General features: G+C 42.0%; 12 protein-coding genes. All 12 read left to right on the forward strand.

Going from position 1 to position 12,845, the window contains the following annotated elements; all coding sequences use genetic code 11:
* Positions 1–25 precede the first annotated feature (25 nt).
* The 12 genes from atpD to JCM9140_RS15000 all read left to right on the forward strand — a co-directional run bounded on the left by atpD (position 26) and on the right by JCM9140_RS15000 (position 12,754).
* Positions 26–1,435: a F0F1 ATP synthase subunit beta gene (atpD, locus tag JCM9140_RS14945; protein ID WP_034748166.1), complete on the forward strand. Its 1,410-nt coding sequence runs from the start codon at positions 26–28 to the stop codon at positions 1,433–1,435.
* Positions 1,436–1,511: 76 nt separating this feature from the next.
* Positions 1,512–1,913 (forward strand): F0F1 ATP synthase subunit epsilon, encoded by a 402-nt coding sequence (locus JCM9140_RS14950; protein WP_034748169.1) that lies wholly within the window; start codon positions 1,512–1,514, stop codon positions 1,911–1,913.
* A 37-nt stretch (positions 1,914–1,950) separates the two neighbouring features.
* Positions 1,951–2,157 carry a hypothetical protein gene (locus tag JCM9140_RS14955; RefSeq protein WP_034748172.1) on the forward strand — a complete coding sequence of 69 codons (207 nt, stop codon included), beginning with the start codon at positions 1,951–1,953 and terminating at the stop codon, positions 2,155–2,157.
* Positions 2,158–2,698: 541 nt separating this feature from the next.
* Complete coding sequence (locus tag JCM9140_RS14960) at positions 2,699–2,935, forward strand: DUF1146 family protein (RefSeq protein WP_052002295.1); 237 nt, start codon at positions 2,699–2,701, stop codon at positions 2,933–2,935.
* A 724-nt stretch (positions 2,936–3,659) separates the two neighbouring features.
* Positions 3,660–4,979 (forward strand): UDP-N-acetylglucosamine 1-carboxyvinyltransferase, encoded by a 1,320-nt coding sequence (gene murA / locus JCM9140_RS14965; protein WP_034748175.1) that lies wholly within the window; start codon positions 3,660–3,662, stop codon positions 4,977–4,979.
* A gap of 620 nt (positions 4,980–5,599) precedes the next feature.
* Positions 5,600–6,625 (forward strand): stage II sporulation protein D, encoded by a 1,026-nt coding sequence (spoIID, locus tag JCM9140_RS14970; RefSeq protein WP_034748177.1) that lies wholly within the window; start codon positions 5,600–5,602, stop codon positions 6,623–6,625.
* A 609-nt stretch (positions 6,626–7,234) separates the two neighbouring features.
* Positions 7,235–8,101: a stage II sporulation protein SpoIIQ gene (spoIIQ, locus tag JCM9140_RS14975; protein ID WP_034748180.1), complete on the forward strand. Its 867-nt coding sequence runs from the start codon at positions 7,235–7,237 to the stop codon at positions 8,099–8,101.
* A 199-nt stretch (positions 8,102–8,300) separates the two neighbouring features.
* Positions 8,301–8,477, forward strand: coding sequence for a hypothetical protein (locus tag JCM9140_RS23860; protein ID WP_034748183.1), 177 nt, complete (start codon positions 8,301–8,303; stop codon positions 8,475–8,477).
* An 88-nt stretch (positions 8,478–8,565) separates the two neighbouring features.
* A complete protein-coding gene (locus tag JCM9140_RS14985; RefSeq protein ID WP_156314892.1) occupies positions 8,566–8,766 on the forward strand; it encodes a hypothetical protein in 201 nt (66 codons plus the stop codon).
* A gap of 86 nt (positions 8,767–8,852) precedes the next feature.
* Positions 8,853–9,155: a DUF4212 domain-containing protein gene (locus JCM9140_RS14990; RefSeq protein WP_034748189.1), complete on the forward strand. Its 303-nt coding sequence runs from the start codon at positions 8,853–8,855 to the stop codon at positions 9,153–9,155.
* Positions 9,156–9,201: 46 nt separating this feature from the next.
* The gene (locus JCM9140_RS14995; RefSeq protein ID WP_034748192.1) at positions 9,202–10,869 is read left to right on the forward strand and encodes a sodium:solute symporter family protein; all 1,668 of its coding nucleotides are present in this window, start codon (positions 9,202–9,204) and stop codon (positions 10,867–10,869) included.
* The gene (locus JCM9140_RS15000; protein ID WP_235715371.1) at positions 10,826–12,754 is read left to right on the forward strand and encodes a DUF294 nucleotidyltransferase-like domain-containing protein; all 1,929 of its coding nucleotides are present in this window, start codon (positions 10,826–10,828) and stop codon (positions 12,752–12,754) included. The genes JCM9140_RS14995 and JCM9140_RS15000 overlap by 44 nt, the downstream gene beginning before the upstream one ends.
* Positions 12,755–12,845: the final 91 nt, after the last annotated feature.

Consider the following 12,845-nt stretch of genomic DNA (forward strand, 5'->3'; position numbering starts at 1 on the left):
AGCAAGTGAATAGGAGGGACTAAAAATGAATAAAGGTCGCATTATCCAGGTAATGGGTCCAGTTGTTGACGTAAAGTTCGACAATGGAAACCTTCCTGAAATCAACAATGCATTGAAAGTTACGCAAAAAAGCGATAACAATGCTGTTGACGTAACCGTTACACTTGAAGTTGCCTTGCACCTTGGCGATAACGCAGTTCGTACAGTTGCAATGGATTCAACGGATGGTCTAGTACGTGGAACAGAAGCAGTAGATACAGGCGCGCCAATTTCTGTACCAGTTGGTGAATCTACCCTTGGACGTGTATTCAACGTACTTGGAGAAGCTATCGATCTTAAGGATGAAGTTCCTGCAGACGTGAAGCGTGATCCAATTCACCGTGAAGCTCCAAAATTTGAAGAACTTTCAACATCGACTGAAATTCTTGAAACAGGGATCAAAGTTGTTGACCTTCTTGCACCATACGTTAAGGGTGGTAAGATCGGTCTATTTGGTGGTGCCGGTGTAGGTAAAACGGTATTAATCCAAGAACTTATCAACAACATCGCTCAAGAGCACGGTGGTATCTCGGTATTCGCCGGTGTAGGTGAGCGTACTCGTGAAGGAAATGACCTTTTCCACGAAATGACGGACTCTGGCGTTATTAAGAAAACGGCAATGGTATTCGGTCAAATGAACGAGCCACCTGGAGCACGTATGCGTGTTGCTCTATCTGGTTTGACAATGGCTGAGCATTTCCGTGATCGTGACGGACAAGACGTACTTCTTTTCATCGATAACATTTTCCGCTTCACACAAGCAGGTTCAGAGGTATCAGCCCTACTAGGCCGTATGCCATCTGCCGTTGGTTACCAACCAACACTTGCAACAGAAATGGGTCAATTACAAGAGCGTATCACATCAACAAAAGTTGGTTCAGTAACATCGATCCAAGCGATCTATGTACCAGCCGATGACTATACGGATCCAGCTCCAGCGACGACGTTTGCTCACTTAGATGCAACGACGAACCTTGAGCGTAAACTTTCTGAAATGGGTATTTACCCAGCGGTTGACCCACTTGCATCAACTTCTCGTGCACTTTCTCCAGAAATCGTTGGAGCAGAGCATTATGAAGTCGCTCGTCAAGTACAATCAACGCTTCAAAAGTATAGAGAATTACAAGATATCATCGCGATCTTAGGTATGGATGAGCTTTCTGAGGAAGATAAATTAATCGTTGCGCGTGCGCGTCGTATACAATTCTTCTTATCTCAAAACTTCCACGTTGCCGAGCAGTTTACTGGTCAAAAAGGGTCATACGTACCTGTTAAAGAAACGATCAAAGGCTTCAAAGAAATCCTTTCAGGTAAGCACGATGACCTTCCTGAGGATGCATTCCGTCTAGTTGGACGTATTGAAGAAGTTGTAGAAAAAGCGAAGCAAATGGCGTAAGTGAACGTCATGTAGGGAGTTTTGACTCCCTTACTAAAAATTTAAAACCCGGATTGCTAGTAAGGAGGGTTTTCAAATGCCGACAATTCAAGTAAGTGTTGTAACTCCTGATGGCAAGGTGTATGACGGAGCTGTGGATATGGTAGTTGTTCGCACATTAGATGGTGAGCTCGGTATTTTGCCAAATCACATTCCGTTAGTCGCTCCATTAACAATTGGAGCCGTACGCTTAAATAAAGGCACCACTGTGGAAAAAGTAGCTGTGACTGGTGGGTTTGTTGAAGTTCGTCCAGATCAAGTAACGATTTTAGCAGAGGCAGCTGAGTTGCCTTCAGATATTGATGTAGACCGTGCAAAAGAAGCTGAAATGCGTGCGAAACAACGCATTGACTCAGCAAAAGCAGATGAAATTGACTTTAGACGTGCTGAATTAGCACTAAAACGTGCAATCAATCGTATTAACGTTGCTGGTCGTTAATTTTACAAAAATAAGACACCTTTTAGGTGTCTTATTTTTGTTTTTAATAAATACAATAGATGATGTGTTGAGTGGAACAATAAAAGAAAGAGAACATTTTCACTTTTGTAAATGGCCTATTTTTGAATTTATGCATTTTTCAGCTTGTCTGGAGTCGGGTGTCCAAAGAGAAGCGAACTTCCGACAGGATGGTGCTGGAAAACAGGAAAAGTGTCCGAAGAGGGCTGAACTTCGTACAGAATGAGGCTGAAGAAAAGGAAAAGTGTCCGAAGAGGGGTGAACTTCGGACAGGATGAGACTAAAAAGCAGGAAAATTGTCTGAAGAGCGGCATAGTTTTGCCAGATGAAGCGATAAGTAATTATGTGTCTGTACATACCGAGTATTTGAAAAAGTGAAGTGAAAGCCGGCTTCGCGCAGGACCCACTCAAAAAGGCTTAAGAGCTAGCATCGACTGCGCACGCACCTGCTTAGACCTATGAACGTCCTTTTTGGGGAAGAGAATGCTGCGTGGGGAGTGTCTGTACAAGTTGCGCGCCATTTAAAAGAAACTGCTTTTAAAAAGGCTCAAAAAAAAGCAACGGCTCCGCACCCTGCTTTTTCCCTACAAAAAAGGGAAGAACATCCTTTTATGTATGCTCTAAAATAGGTCCGAACAACTAGAAATTCAGGTAGATTTTTTACTTTGAATCAGTTATGATGGAAAATGGGCTGATTTTTGTAAACATCGAGAAAAATACTCATTATCAGTCTTTTCTGATCATGAACAAGGGAGTAATGGAGAGCTATGATTGAAGGATTTGGACAACAAGCAGTTTTACATATTGTCGTCAATATCTTTTTCATTGGTGTAACATGGTGGGCATTACAATCTTTTCGATTTGATCTTTTTGTAAAAGAACCAAAGGGACCAAAGGCAAAAGTCCTTATGATAATCGTGACGATTGCCATTGCTCAATTGGTTAGTCAGTTCTTTCTTGATTATATGTATTCATCACAAATGCTAAGGTATTTGTGGGAGTAAGCCTTTTCAAGTTTGACTACAACTTCCATGTATGCTGGAGCTTCATGTGGAAAAAATGATAGTAATAAACGTTTTCCTGGGGAGGAGAACATTGTGGATAAAAGCTGTTCTTGGTTTACATTCTTCGCTCTTAGGGTAAATATGGTAAGCGTGCATAATTAAATATCTTTTTCATTATCAGCTTGAAACGATTGATCGCCTTTTCTCGTTCAATAAATGATTTTGCCGTCTATATACAGATAATGTGGTATTGATCGTTTATCTGAGAAATTCGTGCTACATGGTGATGTAAAAAGATTGTAAAACGACGCTTTCTACATATACCCCCTTTTAACGAGGGACGTTCTAGGCTTTATCCTATTTATTACATCGGAAGTGAAGTTTCTGTAACAAACAGACTAGTTGTTGAATGTACTAGTAAAAGCGAATGGGTTTTCAAGCGATTAGACGAGTCTTCAAGCATTACTCCTTAAAAAATGGACCACGTATTACATGCTGAAAATGGCTTGATGTACTGAATGGAAAATCAGATGTCTCCTTTTCCGCGTATAATTTTGAAATGACACCATAGGAATGAACAAAGGTTAATTTGTCCAACTAGCATGATGATAAGCATGTGTAAGGATTGGGCTCAAGGACAACGTTGACAATAGGAACGCCTATTATTACGAATGAATATTGATGATAGAGAAGAGACTATAATTTAGACGCGGAGGGGAATACGTTGGAAAAAATTATTGTCCGGGGTGGCAATCAGCTACGCGGCACTGTTAAGGTAGAAGGCGCAAAAAACGCAGTCTTACCTGTTATTGCTGCATCAATCCTAGCAGGCCGCGGCACAAGCCACATATATGATGTGCCAGAATTGGCAGATGTATACACGATGAAAGAAGTCTTAAGCAATTTAAATATTGATGTGAATTATGAAGATGGCGCCTTTCATGTAAATGCAGAAAAACCATTAAAAACAGAAGCGCCTTTTGAATATGTTCGTAAGATGAGAGCTTCGTTTCTTGTAATGGGTCCACTTCTAGCTCGTGTTGGAAAAGCAAGAATTGCACTTCCTGGTGGGTGTGCGATTGGATCACGTCCAATCGATCAACACCTTAAAGGGTTTGAAGCAATGGGCGCAACAGTTGAAATTGGAAATGGATTTATTGAAGCTCGCATTGACGGACGTTTGCAAGGTGCAAAAATTTATCTCGATTTCCCAAGTGTGGGAGCAACAGAAAACATTATGATGGCTGCTGCTATGGCTGAGGGAACGACAATTATTGAAAATGCGGCAGAAGAGCCTGAAATTGTATGTGTTGCTAACTACCTGAACGCGATGGGTGCAAAAGTACGCGGTGCCGGTACAGGTGAAATCCGAATTGAGGGCGTGGACGAATTATTCGGCGCTGAGCACACTGTTATTCCAGATCGAATTGAAGCAGGTACATTCATGGTAGCAGCTGCTATTACAAAAGGAAATGTTCTTGTTGAAGGTGCTATGCCAGAACATTTACGTCCTCTTATTGCTAAAATGGGAGAAATGGGTGTTGAAATCATTGAAGAAGAAAACGGCCTTCGTGTCATTGGGCCTGAAACGTTAAAGCCTGTTGATTTCAAAACAATGCCACATCCTGGCTTCCCAACGGATATGCAAGCACAAATGATGGCATTGCTTCTTGCAGCACATGGAACGGGTGTCATTACAGAAACGGTATTTGAAAATCGTTTCATGCATGTGGAAGAGTTCCGTCGTATGAATTCAAACATTAAAATTGAAGGTCGTTCGGCAATCATAACGGGACCGAACAATCTTCAAGGCGCAGAAGTATCAGCTACAGACTTACGTGCTGGTGCGGCGTTAATCATTGCTGGGTTGATTGCAGATGGAGTCACTCGTGTGATGGAATTAAAACATATTGACCGAGGCTATGTGAACTTAGCAGGTAAACTTCAAGCACTTGGTGCGGATGTTGAACGTGTAGAGGAAGAAGTAGAAGAAGAAATTGAAAATCTAGATGCTCCTGCTCCACTACAAATCAAATCCATTTAAATAAAGAAGAAAGATGCAAACTTGTGGGTTTGCATCTTTTTTATGGAAAAATGAAAAAGTGCCTAACTGCCGCAGGGGAATAACACTCCGCTTTCCGCGGGTGCCCGGTGAGCCTCCTCGGCTGTCGCCTGCGGGGTCTCACACGTGGGTCACTGCTCCCGCAGGAGTCTCCGTGTCATTCCCCTGCTAATATCAGCTTTCATACTTTTAACCAAAGATCCAACTCATTTATAAGCAGTTGGAAAGGATAAAAGATTCACCTTTCAATACCTTTTTGTTTTATAATCCTGTACTAACTGTATTTGTTAGGTGGTATTGGTTGCATGATATGCCAAAACAACATCAAAGTGTAATGGAGCGAAAGCACTGGACTCCTGCGGGAAATAGAGGTAGGGCTGAGACCCCACAGGCGTAGCCGAGGAGGCTCAGCAGCTCCTTGCTGGTGCGAGTGGCTGTAGCGCAATGGAACGAACATGTTCATACACCCAGCTCAAAAACAGTCATATGAAAATAAATATTTTTTCCCACAATCTCTCACTTTTCCTCCCAACCGTAAAGTTCTATTTCCAGTCAAGCCTTCATATAATTATTTAGACAGATTAGTAAATGGAGGATCAGACATGAAACGACTTCTCGTTGTAGCCACTATTTTATGCACAGTTGTGCTCATTATTCCAGCAGTAATTATCGTTTTTCTCTCAGATCCTGCAGAAAGTACGACAACGGTAACAAGGACCATCACATTGGAAGAGCTTGAGAGTGAGTTTGATTATAATCCAGAAGCGGATGTTGCCGTGACCGTTTTTCGAACAGAATCGGAGCAATTAGAAGAAACACCTCTTGAGCGTTATGTTATGGGGGTAGTGGCTTCTGAAATGCATGCGAGCTTTGAAATGGAAGCCTTAAAGGCTCAAGCCCTAACGGCTAGAACCTATATGGTAAAAAACATTTTGCAACCAAGAACAGAGCAACTCCCTGAAGGAGCGATGGTAACAGATACTGTTACACATCAAGTGTATAAAAATGAAGAAGAGCTAAAGGAACTATGGGGCTCGGACTATGATATGAATATGGCACGGATACAAGAAGCTGTACTGGCCACTCAAGGTCAAGTACTAACATTTGAAGGTGAACCCATTGATGCGTTGTTTTTCTCAACAAGCAATGGCTATACCGAGAATTCCGAAGACTACTGGGGAGATGAAATTCCTTATTTACGTAGTGTCGAAAGTCCTTGGGATCAGGTCTCACCTAGATTTAGTTCAGAAATAACGATGTCCGTAGCAGATTTTCAAGAAAAACTAAAGGTCAACTTACCCGAAGATGGGTCGGTTGGAACGATTCTTGAACGGACACAAGGTGGTCGTGTGGCCAAAGTCAGAATCAACGATGAAGAATTATCAGGGCGCGAAGTACGTGATCGTCTTGGACTTGATTCCTCTGACTTCCAGTGGCAGCGTCAAGGAGATCAAATTGCTATCCAAACGCGAGGCTGGGGTCATGGAGTTGGCATGAGTCAGTTTGGAGCAGATGGCATGGCGAAAGAAGGAAGCAACTATGCCGATATAATCAATCATTATTACAATGGAGTTGAGATCCAATCTGTTGAACCATTTGTTTCGGAGATGTTAGCAAAAGCAGAATAAATAAAAGCCAGGTACTTTGAACGAGAAGTGCCTGGCATTTTAGTATTCTCTTGTCCGAAGAGGGATTTAGTTTGGAGAAGAAGTCGATAAAATCCGAAGCTGTGACTAGCTTGGACAAGAAGGAATTAATAATGCGCAAACTAGTCCGAAGTCAGTTCAAGTTCGGACAGAAAGCAGACATCAAAGCGCAAACTAGTCCGAAGGTAGGTCAAGTTCGGACAGAAAGCAGGCAACAAAGCGCAATTTAGTCCGAAGTCAGTTCAAGTTCGGAAAGAAAACAAGCACCAAAGCGCAAACTAGTCCGAAGGTAGGTCAAGTTCGGACAGAAAGCAGACATCAAAGCGCAAACTAGTCCGAAGTTAGTTCAAGTTCGGACAATAAGTAGGCACCAAAGCCCGATCCAGTCCGAAGTCAGCTCTACTTCGGACAAGAAGAAGGATTCAGGCACAATCTAGTCCAAAGAAGAAGCCAAATCCACCCCAAACCAAAAAATATTTCTCGCTTATGAATAAATAAATACACTTTGTCGAAAAATAATCGAAAAAAAATTTTACGCTGATGTATACATTTCTAGCAATCTGATCAGAATGATTGCTGAGGTGATGGAAAATGAGAGAAGAAAACAAAAACTCTTCCAATTCTGAAGAAAATCAATTAAATGTAAGAAGTTTATTACGTAAGCGCTGGGTACTGCCTGCAGTATACTTAGTCGCTGCAGCTGGTGTGTTAAGTGCCGTATTCGTTATGCAAGGTGGAGACGAGTCAGCAGCACCAGAAGAAGGTGTTGAGGTAACAGATCCAAGCTATGTGGGAGATATGAATCCATACGGTGAAGATGCAGTAGCGGTTACCGCGTCAAGTGAAGTCGTTCAAATGCCAGTTGCAAATGAAGATGATGTCACAGTTGTTGGGTATTTCTATGATGTCAATGGTTCACCTGAAGAACAGCAAGAAGCTCTTGTATACTACAATAATACGTATTTCCCGAATAAAGGAATGGACTTTGCACATGTAGATGGTGAAAGCTTTGAGGCTACTGCTGCTCTAAGTGGAACAGTTGTCAAAGCAGAGAAAGATTCATTACTTGGTTATGTAGTGGAAATCTCGCATGAAGATGGAGTGGTCACTCACTATCATAGTTTAGAAGCAATTGAAGTAGAAGAAGGTGCAACGGTTGAACAAGGAGATATCCTAGGACGTGCTGGGCGTAATAGCTATAATACAGATGCTGGCATTCATGTTCACTTTGAAATCCGTTACGATGGAGTAGCTGTTAATCCAAGTGATGTGTTTCAACAACCAATTGATTCCGTAAGAGACATTGCGGATGATCAAGAAAAAGAAGAAGCACCAGCTGATGAAGAAAAACCTGCTGAAGATGATGAAGCAGCAGAAGACGAAGACGAAGAAGAAGTAACACCTGATGAGAACAATGATGAAGACGAAGATCAAGAAGAACAAACAGAATTAGGTTAAGGAATGAAGCAAAAACTAGCTCCCAGAAAAGGGCTAGTTTTTGTTTTTTTTGTCGTAAAGAAAATATTGACAGAAATCTGAAATTTTGAAATAATGTGATATAGAACAGAAGAAAACGATATGAACTCTTTGTGAAACAGCGTTTTTCTTTTTCTTCAAAAATGATAACGCTTACAAAACAAGCTTTGGAGGGATCAAAATGTTATACGTCTTTTTAGTCATTACCATTTTATCGGTCGTCTTCACGTTTCGTTTGAAAAAGCCTTTATTATTATCCATTCCATTTGCGTCTATATTTGTGTATATGATTGTCCAAATTGCGATAGTACCTCTTGGTTTTTTTGAAACGATTCGATTTATAGCGGGGTTAAGGTAAGATGAAGAATGGTAAAAAAAGTCACCTACGCCTAATACAGACCGACTATTCAGTATGTACACATTGTAAACATGGGGAACTGCAAGACATGCCAAATACACGATATGTTCTTTTTCTTAGTGTTCTTCCATGGTTGCTTTCCTTTATTTTAGTTTTTACCGTTCATCCCATCTTTCTCATTTTCATACCGATTGTTGGTTTGATCAATACGGTGATTGCTAAAAAGCAAAAGCCGATAAGAAAGTGCAAATCATGTCATGCCATCCAACGCCATTTAAAAGTGATTTAGACATTTGTTACATTCTATAAGGGAGGGATGCATGTAGGATAGCCCCATACGGCCGAAGGATAACTAGAAAAGGGAGGAATTACATTATGAAGAAAATTGATAAAAAGGTTGCTGATGCTTATTTCCGCGCTCGTACATCGTTGGTTGTCATTTGTTTGATTATTGGCGGACTCGCTTCATTTGGTGTTGTTGCTTTTGCTGAGTGGTTTTCTCAGTTTACGATTATGGGAATGCCTGCTCATTATTACATGGGAGCTCAAGGTGCTGTTGTGATCTTCGTTATCTTGCTTTTTGGAAACGCTATCATAAGTGATCGTATTGATAAAAAGTTTGGAATTGATGAAGAGCAAAATACACGAGTGAGCTCGGGGAAAGTGTTAGATCACTAGAAGTCACACGATAAAAAAGCAACGAACATTGAGGGGGTATTTATAAATGGATCAACAAACGATTGTATCAGTACTACTCATATTAGCAACGTTCGGACTTTATATTGGAATTTCTGTTTACAACCGAGCTAAGGCAACATCTGATTTTTATGTAGCTAGTCGTGGTGTACCACCGATGTGGAATGGTATGGCCATAGGTGGAGACTGGATGAGTGCGGCTTCATTCATCGGTATGGCTGGTACGGTTATGATTCTTGGTTATGACGGGTTAGCCTATATTATGGGTTGGACCGGTGGGTACTTATTTCTTACTTTCTTACTAGCACCGCAGCTTAGAAAATATGGACGTTACACGGTACCTGAATTCATTGGCGACCGTTTTGATAGCAACGCAGCCAGGCTGATCGCTGCTATTGCGACCATCATTATCAGTTTTACGTACATTATTGGACAGCTTTCTGGTTCAGGGGTTGTAATTGGACGTATTCTCAACATTCCAGCGATGTATGGAACAATGATCGGGGTAGTCGTTATTGCTATTTATGCCACACTCGGTGGGATGAAGGGGATCACATGGACACAAGTTGCTCAGTACATGATTTTAATCATTGCCTACATTATTCCAATTGTCTTTATGTCATTGCAAATCACTCACAATCCACTACCTTGGTTAACGTATGGAAACATTGTCAATCAATTAGGGGAACTAGACCGCGAACTGGGAATATCGGAGTATTTTGCACCATTTGCGGAAAGTGATAAATCACAGTTTATTGCTCTTATGTTTACTTTAATGGTTGGTACAGCTGCACTTCCACACGTTATCGTTCGCTTTTACACAGTTACAACGATGAAAGCAGCTCGTTGGAGTGGAGCATGGGCGCTTGTCTTTATCGCACTTCTTTATTTATCAGCACCTGCTTATGCAGCATTCTCTCGTTTCATTTTAATGACACGTGTTGCAGGTCAACCACTTGATGATCTACCTGCATGGACAGAAACATGGGTAAATACAGGACGATTACAGCTTGCTGATACAAACGGTGATGGCATTTTACAATGGTCTGAAATTGTCATTTCAAACGATATTGTCGTTATGGCAACACCTGAAATTGCTAATCTAGGAGTCTTTGTTATTGGTCTCGTTGCAGCTGGGGCGATGGCTGCTGCTCTTTCAACAGCTGGGGGTCTATTAATTACCATTTCCTCTTCGTTTGCACATGATATTTACTATCGATTGATGAATCCGAATTCAAGTGATAAGAAGCGTCTTGCAGCGGGCCGTTGGGCAATCGTGCTAGCAACCATTGTCGCTGGGGTTGTCGCGCTTGACCCACCTGGGGTAATTACGCAAATTGTTGCGTGGGCGTTTGGTCTTGCAGGTGGTACGTTCTTCCCTGTCTTGCTATTAGGGGTATGGTGGAAGCGTGCGAATAAGCAAGGGGCAATTGCTGGTATGTTATCTGGTTTAATCGTGACATTAACGTATATTTTCGTTGCGCAACAAGGAATTACACTTTTTGGCATTCAAGATACAGGAGCGGGTCTAATTGGGGTTCCAGTTAACTTGCTTGTGATGATTATTGTATCGAAATTAACAGCTGCACCATCGCAAAAATTACAAGATGAAGTCGTTGACCTCCGTTATCCTGAGCAAATGAGCTACCGTGATGGCGAGGTATGGATGGATGAAGGAACAGGAACTGGAAAATAATCTTCGCATGAGGGTATGGGAGCATCCAATCTTCAAAGGGCTTGGTGAAACTGAGTTTAATGAATGCTTGGGTGCTTGCACCTTAAAGACGTATAAAAAAGCCGAGAAAGTACTTTATCGTAAAGCGCCAAGAGAAGGACTTCTGCTTATCCTAGAGGGGATAGCAGAAGTTTTTGTTGCAGTTGGCGAACATCGTGGGCAGCACTACCAGAAGGAGGTCCTGGAAGTGCTCGAAAAAGACGATATGATCGGCTTTTCCAGTTTAGCAGACTTTTTAGGGGGGAAAACAGAAGATCCAGAACGGTACGAGGTAGAAGTAAGTGCAGTGGAAGACTCCGTTTGTCTTCACATTCCGTACGCTGTTGTACAAATGCGTTGGGATGAACCTGGTGTCCGTGATTTCCTCTTGCAACAAGCAACCATTCGGCTTCAAGACATTTACGGCTCCTTTGCAGAACAAATTCAACTTGCCCATAAATGGGGAGAAAGTGAACCATTTATTAGGCGTATTCAAGACGTGATGAATGAACCTGTCATCATTGCGGATATGGAAGATGATATTCAAGACATTGCAGAAAAAATGGTGAAGCATTCAACAAGCTCTGTCGTGGTCTTAAACGATAGTGATCAATTAATTGGGATCATAACAGAAAAAGATTTGGTTCAACGAGTAGTCGCAAAAGGACTCGGTGCAGGAACCGTTGCCTATGAAATTATGACTCCGCACCCGTTTATTATTTCCCGAGACGCTTATTACTACGAAGCGATGTCGAGCTTTCTGATGAACGGCGTGAAACATCTGCCTGTTATGGATAGAGGACGGGTTGTCGGGATGGTGACACTATCTGATCTGTTACGGAAAAAAAATCGAGGGACGATGGAGCTTTTAAGAACCGTTGAAGACTCAACATTGGCTACGATCCATGAGATTAAGCCTGCCATGTATGATGTACTGGCTAATTTACTTCATGACGGGATTCCGACCGTTCATGTAATAGAAGTAATGACAAAACTGTACGACCGCATCCTGCGTCATGTGGTCAAACTAGCAATAAAAAAAATTGGTGATCCTCCTGTGCCCTTTGTTTGGTACATGATGGGCTCAAGCGGTCGGAAAGAACAATTTATGTTAACCGATCAAGATCATTTTTTAGTTTACCAAGAAGGTGGAGAACACATTAATGCGTATTTCGCTCAATTAGGAAAAGAGCTCGTTTATGGTCTAGAAGCAGCGGGCTATAAAAGGTGTAAAGGCTTGATGATGGCAAGTGAGTCCCAATGGCGTGGCACGCTCCCAATATGGATGGAACGACTCCGCAGTTGGGGATTACGTGCGACAAATGATAACGTTTTGCTTGCTCACAATTTTCTCTCCTTTCGCTATGTGTATGGCTCCGAGGAGCTTCACGATCAATTTGTTTCCGGTGTGAAGGAACAACTAGAAAAGTCACGAATTTTCCTATTCAGAATGGCAGAGCTCGAAAAAGAGCAGCCTGTCCCAACGTTTGATCACCCCATTCGAGCATTGTTTCGAATGAAACGGGAATCCGTTGACTTGAAGAAGCAAGTATTGTTTCCGTTTCATCATTGTTTGCAGCTTCTTTGTGCAAGAAAAGGGTTCGTCGGTGGGGGAAATCCCCTTGAGCAGATTGAATGGCTTGTAAAGCAAATGGTGCTTTCTGAAGAGACAGCTGATGAATTACGCTTTGCCTATGAGGTCGTATTGCGAATTCGAGTAGAACGTGGCTGGGAAGCCTATCAAAAAGATCAAGAGAGTGATAGTCTCGTCCACTTTAACTACCTACGAACAAAAGACAAAGAAGAACTATTGCTAGCCCTAAAATCCATACGAGCACTTCAAAATCAAGTTGTCGCGATGAGTTGAGGAAGGGACATGGCTCTTGAATACAGTATTTCACTAAGTGAAATGGAGCGAAAGCCACTCGACGTCTGCGGGAAAAGAGGTAGGCCATTGG

Origin of the sequence: Halalkalibacter wakoensis JCM 9140 (genome assembly GCF_000513095.1) — a bacterium.
Classification (GTDB): Bacteria; Bacillota; Bacilli; order Bacillales; family Bacillaceae_D; genus Halalkalibacter; species Halalkalibacter wakoensis.